The 16,748-nt window shown below is 44.2% G+C and carries 14 protein-coding genes; 11 read left to right on the top strand and 3 right to left on the bottom strand.

Going from position 1 to position 16,748, the window contains the following annotated elements:
* Positions 1-5: 5 nt before the first annotated feature.
* Positions 6-446, bottom strand: a complete 441-nt coding sequence (locus tag MM817_RS05390) for an ACT domain-containing protein (protein ID WP_241712423.1) — start codon at positions 444-446, stop codon at positions 6-8.
* A gap of 423 nt (positions 447-869) precedes the next feature.
* Here MM817_RS05390 and ilvE point away from each other — a divergent pair, with 423 nt between their 5' ends.
* The 11 genes from ilvE to fabI all read left to right on the top strand — a co-directional run bounded on the left by ilvE (position 870) and on the right by fabI (position 14,298).
* Positions 870-1,736 carry a branched-chain-amino-acid transaminase gene (ilvE, locus tag MM817_RS05395; RefSeq protein ID WP_419723373.1) on the top strand — a complete coding sequence of 289 codons (867 nt, stop codon included), beginning with the start codon at positions 870-872 and terminating at the stop codon, positions 1,734-1,736.
* Positions 1,737-1,826: 90 nt separating this feature from the next.
* The gene (gene ilvB / locus MM817_RS05400) at positions 1,827-3,554 is read left to right on the top strand and encodes a biosynthetic-type acetolactate synthase large subunit (RefSeq protein ID WP_241712687.1); all 1,728 of its coding nucleotides are present in this window, start codon (positions 1,827-1,829) and stop codon (positions 3,552-3,554) included.
* Between the two features lie 3 nt (positions 3,555-3,557).
* Entirely contained in the window at positions 3,558-4,070 is a 513-nt protein-coding gene (gene ilvN / locus MM817_RS05405) for an acetolactate synthase small subunit (protein WP_241712424.1), read from the top strand.
* 108 nt (positions 4,071-4,178) lie between these two features.
* Positions 4,179-5,165 carry a ketol-acid reductoisomerase gene (ilvC, locus tag MM817_RS05410; protein WP_241712425.1) on the top strand — a complete coding sequence of 329 codons (987 nt, stop codon included), beginning with the start codon at positions 4,179-4,181 and terminating at the stop codon, positions 5,163-5,165.
* Between the two features lie 73 nt (positions 5,166-5,238).
* A complete protein-coding gene (locus MM817_RS05415; RefSeq protein WP_241712426.1) occupies positions 5,239-6,771 on the top strand; it encodes a 2-isopropylmalate synthase in 1,533 nt (510 codons plus the stop codon).
* Positions 6,772-6,780: 9 nt separating this feature from the next.
* Entirely contained in the window at positions 6,781-7,848 is a 1,068-nt protein-coding gene (gene leuB / locus MM817_RS05420) for a 3-isopropylmalate dehydrogenase (protein ID WP_241712427.1), read from the top strand.
* Positions 7,849-8,066: 218 nt separating this feature from the next.
* The gene (locus MM817_RS05425) at positions 8,067-9,773 is read left to right on the top strand and encodes a DNA repair helicase XPB (RefSeq protein ID WP_241712689.1); all 1,707 of its coding nucleotides are present in this window, start codon (positions 8,067-8,069) and stop codon (positions 9,771-9,773) included.
* The gene (locus MM817_RS05430) at positions 9,770-11,461 is read left to right on the top strand and encodes a helicase-associated domain-containing protein (RefSeq protein ID WP_241712428.1); all 1,692 of its coding nucleotides are present in this window, start codon (positions 9,770-9,772) and stop codon (positions 11,459-11,461) included. The genes MM817_RS05425 and MM817_RS05430 overlap by 4 nt, the downstream gene beginning before the upstream one ends.
* Positions 11,462-11,508: 47 nt before the next feature.
* Positions 11,509-12,273 carry an N-acetylmuramoyl-L-alanine amidase family protein gene (locus tag MM817_RS05435; RefSeq protein WP_241712429.1) on the top strand — a complete coding sequence of 255 codons (765 nt, stop codon included), beginning with the start codon at positions 11,509-11,511 and terminating at the stop codon, positions 12,271-12,273.
* A 161-nt stretch (positions 12,274-12,434) separates the two neighbouring features.
* A complete protein-coding gene (locus tag MM817_RS05440; protein ID WP_241712430.1) occupies positions 12,435-13,493 on the top strand; it encodes a M42 family metallopeptidase in 1,059 nt (352 codons plus the stop codon).
* Positions 13,494-13,530: 37 nt separating this feature from the next.
* A complete protein-coding gene (fabI, locus tag MM817_RS05445) occupies positions 13,531-14,298 on the top strand; it encodes an enoyl-ACP reductase FabI (protein ID WP_241712431.1) in 768 nt (255 codons plus the stop codon).
* Positions 14,299-14,577: 279 nt separating this feature from the next.
* Here fabI and MM817_RS05450 read toward each other — a convergent pair whose 3' ends face one another.
* Both MM817_RS05450 and MM817_RS05455 read right to left on the bottom strand, forming a co-directional pair.
* Positions 14,578-15,513 carry an NYN domain-containing protein gene (locus tag MM817_RS05450; RefSeq protein ID WP_241712432.1) on the bottom strand — a complete coding sequence of 312 codons (936 nt, stop codon included), beginning with the start codon at positions 15,511-15,513 and terminating at the stop codon, positions 14,578-14,580.
* 115 nt (positions 15,514-15,628) lie between these two features.
* The gene (locus tag MM817_RS05455; protein WP_241712433.1) at positions 15,629-16,672 is read right to left on the bottom strand and encodes a lysylphosphatidylglycerol synthase transmembrane domain-containing protein; all 1,044 of its coding nucleotides are present in this window, start codon (positions 16,670-16,672) and stop codon (positions 15,629-15,631) included.
* Positions 16,673-16,748: the final 76 nt, after the last annotated feature.

The raw sequence follows: 16,748 nt of genomic DNA on the forward strand, positions 1-16,748 counted from the left end.
AGATTTTACCCTTGACCGACAATCATTACCTGTGAAACGCCATCTAATCCGCGCAATAGTTGCAGTGTTTCTTCTAATTCTGCCCGCAATTCACGTGTCTCGATAGATAAAATTACAGTTGCACTGCCTTGCAGTGGAAGCGATTGATTGATGGTTAATATATTTGCTCTTTGCACGGCTAGTGTGTTTAACACCTCTGATAGACTTCCAGAATGATGTTTTAACGTAAGTGCGATGGTGACGATTTGCCCTTGCATAACTGCATGAAATGGTTTCGCAGCATCTTTGTACTTGTAATATGCACTGCGCGAAATGCCAACTGCACGTACTGCATCGGATACGCTAGAACGCGGTTGGCGTTTTAGGAAGTCAGCCACTTGAATCGTTCGCTTAATCACATCGGGAAGATGTGAATATGCAATGAGGTAATATGAATCTTCTGCCATGCTATTCACCTTATGTCCTTGTATTAGAAACAACTGTACTCTTATAACGGACATTATATATTTTTTTCACATAGACTGCAATAAATTCTTGACCTTTTGCTGGATTGGAAGATATAATAAATGAAAATTTCGTACAATCAACGTAGCAACATGGTTTGTCAGAAGGATGTCTAGGGTTCCGCCGATTGTGGGTCTGGTCCAAGCGACATCACACTTGATGATTAAGTGCACACCTTAGGGATAAAAGCCCTGTGGCAGGTTCTGGCTAGTTAGCTTTCGAGCTATACTAGGTTCCTGTCACAGGGCTTGTCTATTCTTTTGGCGACTCACAACTCAGAACATTCCGGGGTGGAACATTTGCAAAATTCACTAGAAAACCTAACACAAGTACAGTCACTGCAGGTAAAGTCGCCAGAACGCAAAATTTATTTGAATGGTCGACTGGTTTCAAAAGAACAAGCTGTTGTATCCGTTTTTGACCATGGATTTTTATATGGTGACGGTATTTTTGAAGGGATTAGGATTTATGACGGCGTCATTTTTCGCCTTGACGAGCATTTAGTTCGGCTGTATGAATCAGCAAAATCTATTTTACTGACCATTCCTTTAGAGTATGAGGAGATGGCCGATGCGATTATCGAAACCGTGCGAGCGAATCAGTTGGAGAGCGGGTATATTCGAGTCGTCATATCACGTGGGGATGGAGATTTGGGTCTTGATCCACGCAATTGCCCACGGGCCAACGTCATCGTCATTGCAGATGTGGTTCGTCTATTCCCAGAGGAATTTTATGAAAATGGGTTGCGTATCGTGACAGTACCTACGCAAAGGAATAGTCCAGCATCCATGAACCCGCAAGTGAAATCACTCAATTATCTAAATAGCGTGATGGTAAAATTGGAAGCTGCACGCGCAGGTGCGCTTGAGGCGCTTACAGTCAACTCTCAAGGGTATGTTTGCGAGGGGTCTGGTGATAACGTCTTCATCGTGAAGCGTGGCAAAGTGTATACGCCGCCGACCTATCTTGGTGCGCTCGATGGCATAACACGTCATGCGATTATGGATCTTTGCGAGGAGATGGGATTGCCATTAACGGAAACGCCATTTACGCGACATGATGTATATGTTGCGGATGAGTGTTTCCTAACAGGGACTGCCGCGGAGGTCATACCAGTCATCGAAGTTGATGGAAGAGAGATTGGCAGTGGTCAACCTGGACCAATCACACAGCAATTATTGTCTGAATTCCGAAAAATCGTTCGACAACAAGGGCGAAGAGTATTTTCATAAATCATGAGTTAGTGCCACTACGCACATGATGAAGATCAACCGGAGGGGAGACTGGATATGGGTGGGAGCGGCGATGCGGCTATTTTGCCAATGGAAGAAGATATACAGAAACCGCAGATAGACCAGGCAGTTTCTGATTCTCATGAGGTGCGAACAGGGGCAGAGCTTTTGTGTTCTCTGCTTATGCAGGCAGGTGTAGATACGATCTTTGGTTATCCGGGTGGTGCAGTTTTACCTATTTATGATGCACTTTATTCGGTTCCCATAAGACATATACTCACACGTCACGAACAAGGTGCCATTCACGCCGCGCAAGGATTCTCGCGTGTCACAGGAAGGCCGGGTATTGTTCTTGCTACATCAGGTCCGGGAGCAACAAACCTTGTAACAGGTATTGCCGATGCGTTTATGGACTCTACTCCGCTCGTCATATTTACAGGGCAAGTCACAGCAGAGAGTATCGGTCGGGATGCCTTTCAGGAAGCGGATATCATCGGTATAACAATGCCCGTGACAAAACACAATTTTCAAGTGCGCGATATTAAGGACTTGCCTCAGATCGTTGCGGATGCTTTTCATCTTGCGACGACTGGCCGTCCTGGTCCTGTACTCATTGATTTGCCTAAAAATATTACGTCTGGTCCGGCGAGTGATCATGTATTGCCAGAGTCGCATATTCGCGGCTATAAGCTACCGGGTGCTCCGAAGAAGGAAGAGGTTGACGCGCTGATCGCGGCAATCAATCAGGCTAAAAAGCCACTACTATATATTGGTGGCGGCATCATTAGCAGTGGTGCGTCAGAGCTCGTTCGTCAATTTGCAAGTCGGTCTCAGATTCCGGTTGTATCTACCTTGCTAGGGCTTGGGGCATTTCCAGTTCGCGATCCTTTATTTGCAGGCATGCTTGGTATGCACGGCACGTATGCAGCAAATCGCGCGGTAACTGAATGTGACGTATTAATTGCTCTAGGCGTGCGTTTTGACGATAGAGTGACAGGAAAATTGCAACGATTTTCACCGCATTCTATTAAAATTCACGTGGATATTGATGCTGCGGAAATCGGCAAAAATGTCGCTGTTCACATACCGATCGTAGCAGATGTAGGACTTACATTGAAAGAAATGCTTTTGCGTGATGTGCACTTGGATACGCGTGGTTGGCATGAACAAATATTACTGTGGAATGAAGAGTGGCCACTACAGTATCATGCAAGCGACGAGGATTTAAAACCACAACAGGTGGTTGAGTTAATCGCAAAACATACGCACGAAAATGCCATTGTGACTACAGAAGTAGGACAGCACCAGATGTGGGCAGCGCTCTTTTATCCGTTTTCACGACCACGCCAATTTGTAACATCAGGTGGTCTTGGAACTATGGGATTTGGGTTCCCAGCAGCTCTTGGTGCACAGGTGGCAAAACCTGACGCCACAGTAGTTTGTATAGCTGGTGATGCTAGTTTTCAAATGAATATTCAAGAATTGCAAACGGTCGTAGAAAACGGATTGCCTGTGAAGATAGCGATTATCAATAATCGTTATCTTGGCATGGTGCGGCAGTGGCAGCAATTTTTTTATGAAAGTCGATATGCAGAAAGCAAAATTGGCTCTCCGGATTTTGTGAAAGTAGCACAGGCTTATGGTGCACTTGGATTGCGAGCCACTACCTTTGCACAGGCAGAGGCCGCGCTTACTGAAGCATTTGCCTATCAAGGTCCTGTAATCATTGATTTTGTTGTAAAAGAAGAAGAAAATGTTTTCCCCATGGTTCCACCAGGCAAAGGAACGGATGAAATGACTCTAGAATGGGAGGAGTGAGTGATGGAGCGCACGTTATCTGTACTTGTTAATGATCGGCCAGGTGTATTGGCACGCGTGGCAGGACTATTTTCACGGCGTGACTTTAACATTGCGAGTATTACCGTTGGTGCGGCCGAAGAACCTGGATTAAGTCGAATGACCATTGTAAGTAGTGGTGATGATGCAACTGCCCTACAGATTATGAGGCAGTTGGATAAAGTGATTGAAGTCATTCAGGTGACTGATATTTCAAAAGATCCAGCTGTGAAACGCGAATTGGCTCTGATTAAGGTCACCACAAATAAAACGACACGACCAGAGATTTCCCATATACTCGAACCTTTTCGGGTGGCGATTGTGGATGTTGGCCACGGATCGTTGACGGTTCAAGTCACGGGTTCTGGAGAAAAAGTAGACGCGTTGATAGGATTATTGCGCCCATTTGGAATTCTTGAAATCGCGCGTACAGGAGTCACTGCATTATTGCGTGCTGTCGCACAAGAAGAGGATCATTCAAGCGAAGTGGTCAGTTGAATATGTTTAAATAACCTGAGACAAAAGAGAGAGCATAGAGAGAAAAGAGAAACTACGAATCATAGGTATCGAACGACAACTTGATATGGCTAGGGAGTGTATTAATCAATGAAAATGTATTACGAAAATGATGCGGATCTACAATTATTGCATGGTAAAACGGTTGCAGTTCTTGGGTATGGTAGTCAAGGTCATTCACAGGCCCAAAATCTTCGCGATAGTGGCGTAAAGGTTATCATTGGACAGAGGCCAGGTAAGTCAGCTGACAAAGCACAAGAAGATGGATTTAGTGTGATGTCTGTGGCAGAGGCGACACAAATAGCGGATATTTTACAATTTTTACTTCCTGACGAACGACAAGCAAAAGTTTACCAGGAAGAAATATTGCCTTATTTGCACAAAGGGCAAACGTTGATGTTTTCACATGGTTTCAATATTCACTTTAAGCAAATCATTCCACCTGATGATATTGATGTGGTATTAGTTGCTCCTAAGGGTCCGGGGCACCTTGTTCGCCGAGTCTATGAAGCTGGTGGCGGTATTCCATCTTTAATTGCTATTCATCAAGATGCAAGTGGGCAAGCTTTTGAGTATGCATTAGCGTATACAAAAGGCATTGGGAGTACAAAAGCCGGAGTTCTTGTGACGACGTTTAAAGAAGAGACAGAGACCGATTTGTTTGGCGAACAAGCGGTGCTTTGTGGCGGCGTTGCAGACCTCATTAAAGCTGGGTTTGAGACATTGGTAGATGCAGGATACCAACCGGAAATTGCCTTTTTTGAATGCTGTCATGAAGTGAAGTTGATTGTTGATTTGATCTATGAAGGCGGATTGTCCCGCATGAATTACTCAATCAGTGATACAGCCGAATTTGGCGGCTACAATGCAGGACCAAAGATCGTAACAGAGGAAACGCGAAAGGCCATGAAAGGGTTGCTTTCTGACATTCAAAAAGGCGTTTTTGCACGCAACTGGATTTTGGAGAATCAGGCCGGACGTCCATCTTTCTTAGCGATGCGCGAGCAAAATGCTGATCATCCAATCGAAGAAGTTGGAAAAAGTTTGCGCTCTATGATGGGTTTCATCGGAAAATAGAAGATAGACGTTTTGATCGACATGAGGGAAGCGCGTAAATAGAGAGACGATGCTAGAGAGGGAGGAATTGCCTGTGAAGCACATTCAAATCTTTGACACCACGCTGCGAGATGGGGAGCAGTCCCCTGGAGTGAGTCTTACTGCTGGAGAGAAATTAGAGATTGCACGACAGCTCGCGAAATTGCGGGTAGATGTCATTGAAGCTGGTTATGCGGCTGCCTCACCAGGTGACTTTGCTGCAGTTCAGACCATTGCACGTGCTGTCAAGGGAGTATCCGTGTGTTCTCTAGCGCGTGCGACAGAAAACGATATATTACGCGCATATGAAGCATGTAGCCCGTCTGATGCACCGTGTATTCACTTGTTTTTAGCCACTTCAGACGTCCATATGCAGCACAAATTGCGTATGACTCGCGATCAAGTGTTACAACAAATTGATTCGGCTGTTCGTTTTGCACGAACAAAGGTGCCTTTTGTTGAGTTTTCTGCAGAAGATTCAGGGCGAACAGATTTTGATTTTCTAGTGCAAGCTGTTAAGACGGCTGTGTCAGCAGGTGCTACTGTTATCAATCTTCCAGATACTGTAGGTTACTTACTCCCACAAGAGTACGCACAAAGGTTTATTCGCATGCGTGAACAAGTAGAGCTAGGTTCTGCTCTCCTTAGCGCACATTGCCATGATGACCTGGGTCTTGCTGTGGCCAATACACTGGCGGCAATTTCGGCAGGTGTTGACCAAGTAGAGGTCACCATGAATGGTATCGGGGAGCGAGCAGGGAATGCATCGCTTGAAGAAGTGGCTGTAGCGCTTGCGTTACGCGCAGATATGTACGGTGTAGACACGAAATTAGAGCTCAGTCAAATTGCGCGTACCTCTAAATTAGTCAGTCGATTAACGGGTATGGTTGTCCCAGGCAATAAAGCAGTCGTAGGTGCAAATGCATTTGCACATGAGTCGGGGATTCACCAAGATGGTGTTCTGAAGGAACGTACGACTTATGAAATTATCGATCCACAAGTGGTTGGAGTCGTGGAAAATAAGCAACTTGTGCTAGGCAAACACTCAGGACGTCATGCATTCTTTAAACATGTTGAAGAGCTTGGCTATGTGTTGTCCGATCAAGATTTACAAAATTTATTTATGCGTTTCAAGGAATTGTGTGATAAGAAGAAACAAGTGACCGAGGAGGATATTCTCGCACTGGTGGATGAACGTGTTTATGGTGAAGCGCAACACACGTATACCTTGGATTACTTACATGTATCGTGTGGCAATCAGCCACTATCTACAGCAACTGTTCGAGTAACGGGGCCACAAGGAGTGCGCGAAGAAGCGGCAGTTGGCAATGGACCAGTAGAGGCGATCTACCGCGCGATTGATCGCGCCACAGGTGAAGAGGTTGAGCTTGCAACGTATCAAATCAGTTCAGTTACGCCAGGTCAAGATGCGCTTGGTGAAGTGCGCGTTCAAGTGCGAGTGAATCATCGACTATTTACAGGTAGGCATGTGGCGAGTGATGTTTTAGATGCATCTGCTAGGGCGTATATTGATGCGATTAACCGCTACACCATCATGCGAGTTGCACCTGCATTGTTGGTAAAGTGAGGGGATAACGTGGCATATCACATTGTAGTATTACCAGGAGATGGCATTGGACCCGATGTGACGCGGGCGGCAGTACAGGTACTAGAACATGCACTTAAGGGGCAGTCTGTTGAGATTGTGATGAGTGAACACCTTATTGGTGGAAAAGCGCTTGACACCTATGGTGTGCCATTACCTGATGTTACACTTGAGGCATTACACAAGGCAGATGCTGTTCTTCTAGGTGCTGTAGGTGGTCCCAAATGGGATGTGGGGCCAGGTCATTTGCGTCCGGAAGCAGGGTTGCTTGCTTTGCGAAAAACACTGGGTGTATATGCAAATATGCGTCCGGTGAAAGCTTTTAGTGAGTTGTTAGACGCTTCACCACTACGCAGAGAGATTGCGCAACGTGTGGATTTGCTGATCGTACGCGAACTGACAGGTGGCGCCTATTTTGGAAAACGTGAACGGGGATCAGACGCACATGGTATGCAGTTTGCGTATGATACGATGTTTTATTCGGAAAATGAGATTCGGCGGGTATTGATCACAGCATTTGATGCTGCTCGCTTGCGGCGAAAAAAACTCACCTCCGTTGATAAGGCCAATGTGTTAGATAGTTCGCGGTTATGGCGCGAGATTGTTCAGGACGTAAGTTCACACTATCCGGATGTCGAAGTTGAGCACCAATTAGTAGATTCATGTGCTATGAATCTTGTGACACACCCCCAATCGTTTGATGTCTTGGTAACGGAAAATTTATTTGGAGATATTTTAAGTGATGAGGCAGCCGTGTTGACTGGTTCTATTGGGATGTTACCTTCTGCCAGTCTTGGCCAAGGGATTGGTTTATATGAACCCATTCATGGATCGGCGCCAGATATTGCAGGAAAAGGAATAGCCAATCCACTTGGTGCTATTCTGTCTGTTGCATTGTTACTAAGGTATTCATTACATGTAGATGATGCTGCAACGCGTGTGGAGCAAGCAGTTGCAAAGGCAATTGCCCACGGCGCGCGCACGAAAGACTTAGCGCGCGGGCAGGACGATGTTGTAACGACCGATCAAATGACGGAGCGTGTCCTTGCACATTATTAATTGTTGCTAGTAGGCTAGAGAATCTATGGGCTTGATCAAAAAGAGACAGCGCAACTGCTACGCTGTCTCTTTTTCTTATGCATACCTTGCACCCTGCAAGAACGGCAAGGTATGGTTAACACTTAGAACAAAGTGGTATACTATATGAATATGTTTTTTTATGGCTATTTTATGTGCAAAGATAGAGGTACTGGATTACTAGATGAGTCAGGAGTGTGATGGACCAGGTGGATGTAGTGATGCGCCCGGTGATTGTGCAAATGGATGGTTCGATACTACTTGATGTGCATCATCCACACATGGAAGAAGCGCGGCAAGTTTTAGCGAAATTTGCGGAGTTAGAAAAAAGCCCGGATCATTTTCATACCTACCGGGTCACGGCATTGTCGCTTTGGAATGCAGCTGCAGCAGGTCATTCTTCTGAAGAAATCGTAACAAGATTATCTGAATTGAGTCGCTATGATGTTCCACTTGCTATTTCGAGATTTATCTCTGAAACCATGGATCGCTATGGCATTCTTGAATTGCGCAAAGGCGAACATGGGCTTATATTAGCTTCTGAAGATCCCCTGGTACTCACGGAGATTATTCGTCATAAAACGATCGCCTTGCTTGTGCGACAAGTGATTTCAGATACGGAAGTAGAAGTTCCTTTACTATCACGGGGAACGATTAAGGTGGCACTTACGAAGATTGGTTATCCAGTGAAAGATTTAGCTGGGTATACGGAAGGGCTTCCTTTGCATTTTAGCTTAGTGAAACAGTTGGCTGATGGACGTGATTTTGAATTGCGAGACTATCAAGAACGCTCAGCAAATGCTTTTCACGAAGGTGGGGCATTGACTGGTGGTTCTGGAGTTCTGACACTACCCTGTGGAGCAGGTAAAACGATTATTGGATTACGGGCTATGGAATTGTTGCAAACATCTACGCTAATATTGGCGGCAAATGTCACTGCTGCGAGACAGTGGATGAGGGAATGCCTGGATAAAACAACGCTTACTGCAGATCAAGTTGCGGAGTATAGTGGCCAATCGAAAGATACAGCACTCGTGACTGTTGCGACATATCAGATTTTGAGTTATCGGCCACGTGGAAAAGATCATTTTCCACATCTGTCTCTTCTTTCTGAACACAACTGGGGACTGATTATTTACGATGAAGTACATTTATTGCCGGCACCTGTTTTTCGTGTGACCGCCGAGATTCAAGCACGGCGTAGATTAGGATTGACAGCTACACTTGTGCGGGAGGATGGGCGTGAAGATGAGGTCTTTTCTTTGATTGGGCCGAAAAAATACGATGCGCCATGGAAAGAACTTGAGGCAGAAGGTTGGATTGCAACAGCTATATGTTCAGAGATTCGCGTTGCACTTACAGATGGTGAGCGGCGTACATATGCCCAAGCAGAATTGCGCGAAAAGGCACGTATAGCAGCAGAAGCCGTGTCTAAAGATGAGGCCGTGGAAGAGTTGATTAAGCTCCATCCAGAGGAATCGATTCTCGTGATTGGCCAGTATGTCGATCAATTGGAACGCATCGCAGCAAGGTTACAAGCACCACTCATCACGGGGTCGGTCAAACAAAAAGAGCGAGAACGTTTATACGCAGCTTTTCGAACGGGGGAGATACAAGTCCTCATTGTATCGAAAGTGGCGAACTTCTCCATTGATTTACCAGATGCAAGTGTTGCTATTCAAGTGTCTGGCGCCTTTGGATCGAGACAAGAAGAAGCACAACGGTTGGGGCGGATTATGCGTCCAAAGGCCGAAGGTGTATTGGCACATTTTTATACACTGGTAGCTAAAGAAACAAAAGATCAGGAGTTTGCATTGAGCCGGCAACGCTTTCTTACAGAGCAGGGATATGAATATCAAATTTTAGACCATGCAGAATTATCCCAGTTGGAGGTGGCACAAAAGTGAGTTTGCCTTATGTGCTTCTGTCTCTTGGGGCAAAACAGTTACGAGTGCTGCAAAACATTTTGCAAATGAAAGAAGGCTCAAAAGATCGCAATCAGTTGGCACTAGCAATTGCAGAGAGATTACTAACAAAAGAAGGATTTTTGCTCGTCTGGAATTCTTTATCGTCCCTTGTGCAACGTGTATATATGGCTGCGCTGTTTGAAATCCAAGCGGATGGATACACGATGGCAATTCCAGCAGTGCGATTATTACCTACTTTATTAGAATATTTTCCTGAGGACCGAGCAACCTTGCAAAATGCTCTTGAACAATTGGTAGGGGTAGGGATGTTATCTCGAGCAGAGACGTGGTACGTCGGTGAAGCGTATAGTCTACCAGAAGAGATGAAGGAAATGGTAGTGCCACATATCGTAGAACTTTTGATGGATGAGACGCCTCGTGTCGCCAACGACACTGCGGTCGTAGGTGAGATCAATATATTGGAACGGTATGGTCGGATGTTCATACGAGATATCGCACGGTTTACTATCTATTTGACAAAATATCCATTGCCACTGACTAAAGCATCCATCCCCTATAAAAGAGAATTACCCAAATTAAAAAGCTATTTGCGCACGATGCAAATAGAAGGCATTAAAGGGACTGGAAGTTGGGAAGCGGTACCCTTTGGAGTCGTTGCGAGCATTTTTGTGTTAGAAGATATGGGCGTTATTGATCGTTCATCAGACACTGTGCGCTTACACGGTAAAGCGTTGCACCGCTTTTTAATGATGTCTGATGAGGCGTTGCGAGAACAGTTAATGGCTTCATTGCCTCGTCTAGTGGGCGGTCTACATCCCCATGTGATGGCGGTGCTTTCGGTTTGGTTAAGGCAATTGCCGCAAGGCGAGTGGTTATCCTTAGATCGTGCTATAGGCGGTTTGCTTATCTTGCAACCAATGGAGCATCCTCCCTCGTGGTCAAATTCACTTGATCATTTTATTCGCATAGCGTCAGCATGTGGATTGATAGAAATTGGTAGACATGTTGAGTATGGATTTTTAGTGCGGATACCAAAGTGGTCGGAATCTGTGAGTGAAGAGTTTTTTGTACAACCAAATCTGGACATCCTCGTTCCAGAAGAAGCACCAACATGTGTTCATTTTTTAGTGGGAGAATTAGCTGAATTGAAACGCGCTGACGAAATGTCAGCTTATCATCTTACTAGAGATTCTGTTTTACTTTTATGTGATCGCGGTTGGCAAATGGAAGATATTGAGCGGGCACTTACTACATTTAGTGCGACAGCACCTGCAAAAAGTGTCATTCGTTCTGTGGAGGATTGGGTCGCTGCATATGATCGAGCGGTATTGTGGGATGTTCTTTTATTGCGGTTTGCATCGGCAGATTTATTTCATGCATTTGTAACAGATCAGAGAACGAAACACTGCATTGTGCAACGGATTGCGCAAGAGGCGGTGATCGTCTTGCGTGCACAAGAAGCACAAGTGCGCCAAGTATTGTCAGAACTTGGTGCGCCTCCACCGCAACAAGTGAGAATGGCTCCTGGTGAAGAAAACTATGTGCATGCAAAACAAAGCCGTACGGGCTCGCTTTTACGTAAGGGAACAAAAGAGGATCAAGTGGCATTAGGAGTACTTACAAGTCCACAGATTATGGAAATTGTGCAAAAAACTTTGCGTGCATGAATGAAAATGGGCAAGTTCGCAGACTGTACATACAGGGTGATGCGAACGTGAGTCAATTACGTGGTGTAGTGAAGATATTTTTTTTCAGACGATCTCTTTTGCGTCATATGGTCATGGTGTATCTAGTGATAGGGACCGTGCTGTTTATGCATAGTCCACAATCTGCACAGGCACAAACGAAAGTAGTGGTCATTGATCCAGGTCATGGTGGAGTGGATGGAGGAGCTTCTGGAGCTGGTCTCATTGAAAAGGATGTGACGTTAGATCTGTCGAAGCGAATTCGCGCACATCTTGTTCAGGCTGGATATCAGGTGCAAATGACGCGAGATACAGATACAGATGTATCGAAGTTATTTCCATCTAAACTATCTGGTCGACATAAACGAGATCTGCAAAATCGCTTGGACTTTATTCGCAAGTCGCAGGCAGTTGGCGCTTTGATGATTCATATCAATAGTTCAACTAATGTCAATGATCGCGGACCAATCGTATTTTACTATGCACCGTCAGAATCAGGTAAAACGCTTGCAACCAATATCCAACATGCATTGAATCAGGTGGCGAGTTCTACCCAACGACCCCTACCTCGTAAAAACTTCTTTGTATTAAGGCATTCACCGTGTACAACTGTACTTATAGAAGTAGGCTTTTTAACAAATAACAGCGATGCTGCTCGGCTTCGCACCACAGTTTATCGCGAACATGTCGCACGTGCGATAGCAATGTCTGTGGCTACAACGTTGCGCGATGTGCCAGTCCCGCCACCGTATGTAAAGAAGACTGTAGTCAATGATTGGTTATTGGACAAGTAGTACGATCATATGTGTTTTTTTTAAAATGGGATATATGTTTTTATTAGGTCACTCATCATACGTGGGTGGCCTTGTTGTGGAACAGGCCATGCGAGTATAGGGTAATCATGATACAATAGATAAACAGTGAGTAAAATAGGCCATTTTGAGGTGAATGAAGCATGAAGTATACAGAAGCGAACGAAGATGGGTTTGACGATGCGGTTGAACTGGCCATTAGTCATATCCTCAAGTTAGTCTCGATACCGAGTCCCACTGGATTTACAGATCGTGCAATTGATTATTGTTATCGCCAGATTGCACAGATGGGATTCTCAGTGTCTAAAACTTTTAAAGGTGGATTAGTTGTACAGGTGCCAGGGCAGCGGGAACGAACTCGTGTACTCGCGGCACACGTGGATACTCTAGGTGCTATTGTTAAGCAGATTCTTCCGAGTGGACGTTTGAAAATGTCTCCCATTGGCGGGTTTCGATTTCATGGCGTTGAAGGTGAATATTGCTTAGTACATACATTAGAAGGCGCTTCCTATACTGGTACGATTGTTGCTCATAAAGCATCTTCGCATGTCTATAAAGAAGCAGAAGAACGAACTGAGGATACGATGGAGATTCGCCTTGATGAAAGGGTGAACAATGAGCAAGATGTACGTACATTAGGCATTCGTATTGGAGACATGGTTTCATTTGATGCTCGTGCCGTACTTTTGCCAAGTGGTCATTTGAAATCACGCCATCTAGACGACAAAGCAAGCGTTGGCATGCTATTGGAATTATTACAAGTGATTAAGGAGCAACAACTTGTGTTGCCATATAGTCTTGCTATTCTTATTAGTACAGATGAAGAGATTGGTTATGGAGGTAACTCCAATATTCCCGAAACTGCCTTTGAATACATTGCAGTGGATATGGGTGCGATTGGGGATGGTTTGGAAACTACAGAGTATGTTGTGTCTATTTGTGCTAAAGATTCCAGCGGACCTTATAATTATGATTTAAGGAGACAGCTTGTATATCTAGCTGAGCGCAATCACGTCGCACATGCCATTGATATTTATCCGTTTTATGCATCAGATGCTAGTGCTGCAAGACGCGCAGGATATGATCTAGCCACAGCTCTCATTGGTGCGGGTATTGACTCGTCACATTCGTATGAACGGACTCACCGAGAGGCTATTGCAGCGACTCTTCGATTGTTACTGTTGTATATTCAACATGAATAAAGAGTGTTTAAACAAAAATACCAGGAGTGAATAATCAATGTTAGTGAAAGATAAAAATATTTTAGTGATGGGTGTTATTAATAAACGTAGTATTGCTTGGTCGATTGCTCAAACATTGCACGATGCTGGCGCCAAGTTGATTTTTACATATCAAGGTGAGCGCATGGAAGAAAGTGTTCGATCGTTAGTTAACGAGGGCATGCCAGGATCGCGTTTATTGCGTTGTGATGTGACAAATGATGCAGAATTGGATGCGTTATTTCACCATCTTGAAGAAAATGTCCATGTATTACATGGAATTGTGCATAGCATCGCGTATGCAAAGGTGGAGGACTTAAGCGGATTATTTGTAGATACTTCGCGTGATGGATATTTACTTGCGCAAAATATCTCAGCGTATTCTTTGATTGCTGTGGCTCATCGCGCACAGAAAATCATGACTGAAGGTGGAAGCATTATGACGATGACCTATCTAGGTGGAGAACGCGTCGTCGAAAATTATAACGTCATGGGAGTTGCTAAAGCTGCACTGGACATGAGTGTGCGCTATTTAGCCAACGATCTTGGTGAGCATCAAATCCGAGTTAATGCAATATCTGCAGGACCTATTCGAACGTTAGCAGCAAAAGGTGTAAAAGATTTTAATAAAATTTTACACACGATTGAAGAAAAGGCTCCTTTGCGCAGAGCGACAGATGTTTCTGAAGTAGCAGATACTGCATTATTTCTTATGAGTAATCTATCACGTGGCATCACGGGTGAAGTGATTCATGTAGATAGTGGATATCATATTCTGGGCAATTAAGATCTGGAAAACTACACAAACGATGTTCATTAAAAAGAAAGTAATGATCATACAAAGAAGAAGGCCATATGGCCTTCTTCTTTTTGACTATTCGACGCACATCATAATGACGAGCAATAAGGGCGGATATCATAGGAGCACTCATAACCAATTTCATAATAAACTCAGTCGACATATGTTGTCAAGATTCGACTTATGGAATTTATTTGCGGTCGTGGGGTGATAAATGAAAATCCTTTAACTAACCTTGTTGTTGCGCATGATCGATGTGAGTATTGTTTAGAAATTTGTAGAAATTTGCTCTTCTGGAACATCCACATCTGAGTTTAAGACTATATTCTTATGCGTACCGTATTCATTTGTGCGCAATTCTTCTCTTATATAATTGCCTCGATGCAGGAGATCAATGACTTGACTTGCTGTATTGCTTGGAATAGCCAAATAATCAGCTAACCCATCTCGTAACCACTTAGGTCCTAGATTTTTTGTTTTATTGGCTGGTTGTGCGTGCCATTCAGTAATATAGTCTATGGCTTCGTCCACAAAATCTGATGGATTTTTTGGACTGATGTCAACGCATAAAAACTCAAGTAAATCGTAACTTTCGTGCGCATAGTTGCGAATATCGGTATGTTTAGCGATGGCATCTTCAACATAAAAAAGTTCTACGTGCTTCCCTCTATACAACATTCGGCTCATGATAGGAATCATATCGCTATCAGCAGTTACAAAGACGTAGCAGGTGATATTAGGATCTGAATATGAAGTTTCCATGGCATCGATAGATAATTCGATATCGGAAGCGTTCTTTGCTTTATCTTCGTTTTTACCATTGGCATACACATGGCGAATTTGTATTCGTTTCTTTTGTAAACTGGTAAGATTCGCATCTACTTGTTCGAAATCTGCATACGCTTTAAACATTCGGATATTATCCATACCATAAAATGTCCATAAACGATCAAAAAGATTTTTATCTATATCTTCGTGATCAGGATCATGTCTGTAGCGATTCATAAGCGTCCAGTAAACATTGTCATAATCCACGAAAATAGCCACATTATCCTTTGAACTCTTTCTCGATGAGTGATTAAGCGCTTGTTCTACAGCGTTTGCAATCACCTGACTAAATTTGCGTGAAACCATATCATCGCTTCGTAGATCCCACTCCTCTCGGACTTTGCTACCGGAAGACGACATTCGTTCTTCTTTCATGTAGAGCCTCCTAATCTATCGCGGAACCAATCCGCTTGTATTGATATGTTCTCCAAGATCTTCAGTTTTCCTGCACGTCTTCCTAACATTTATATGCGTTAAGGGGCAGATACAGTTACGGCGCTTTTATGTGTTGTTGAACTTGCGATAAAAGCCACGGATGATAAAGCAAACCTACCGGTATAGGCAACCAAAATGATGAAATGCGGTAGAGCAGTGTCCCAGCTAAAGCAATGGGTAAAGGTACCCCAAACCAACTAAGTGCAGTGGTTAACGCAATCTCTACTACCCCAAGTGTCGTTGGTGCTAACGAAACGACAGAAAACAAAAGGGTCAGCGAATACGCATAAATCGCTACTGACCATCCAATTGGATAGTGTATAGCCATAAAACACAGCATCAACATACATACGCGAACAGGGTATATGGAAAACAGCAAAACTAAGGTGATGAACATACGCCAAGGATGGCTACTAACTATATTCCATTCTTTGCGCAACTCATTTTTCGTATACCAGTGTAATTTATTTTGAATCTTCCCGACAAGTCGTGCGAACATGTGATTTTTGACAGATGGGACGAATGTGCCTGCCCACTTTGCTAGAACACGGTAGAGTGTCCAGAGGACAGCTACTAGTACCAAGATCATAGTGAAAACGATGCCGATTGTAACAGCGTTCCAAATGATTGCTTGGGGACCTTTTGGCAACATGAAAAGCACGCGAATACAAGCGATAACAGGCGGAATGATCGCTATATAACTAAGCAAGCTTAGCCAGATACTGATGCTAATGGAGGTGCGCAAACCATAACCCATACGGTTTCCCCAATAAATAAACCCAGCGGTTCCTGAGGCTCCTGATGTAGGCATGACTTCGTTTAGCATCGTTGCGTGAAATAGCATCCCAGTTACAATAGATAACCTGGCTCGTACATTGTATACGTTGTATAAAATTGTTGTGCCTATCGCTTGCAAAATAAAGTAGATGATCTCACACATCGTTGTTGAGATCAATACACGATAATTTGCACGCTTGAGGTAGGGAATAGCGCGTACTATATCGTCGCGTTCTTGATATGCAAATACTGCAACCAGAATAGCGATGGCGCCAATCCAGAGTAAAGACAGCGTGCGACGCCAAGAAGGGGATAAGGACAAAGGTACCGCCCCTTTCTACATGCCATCTTACCACAGTTTGTGTGATTCGCCATGATGTCTAAAAATAATTGGATGT

The organism is Sulfoacidibacillus ferrooxidans (genome assembly GCF_022606465.1).
Taxonomy (GTDB): domain Bacteria; phylum Bacillota; class Bacilli; order Alicyclobacillales; family SLC66; genus Sulfoacidibacillus; species Sulfoacidibacillus ferrooxidans.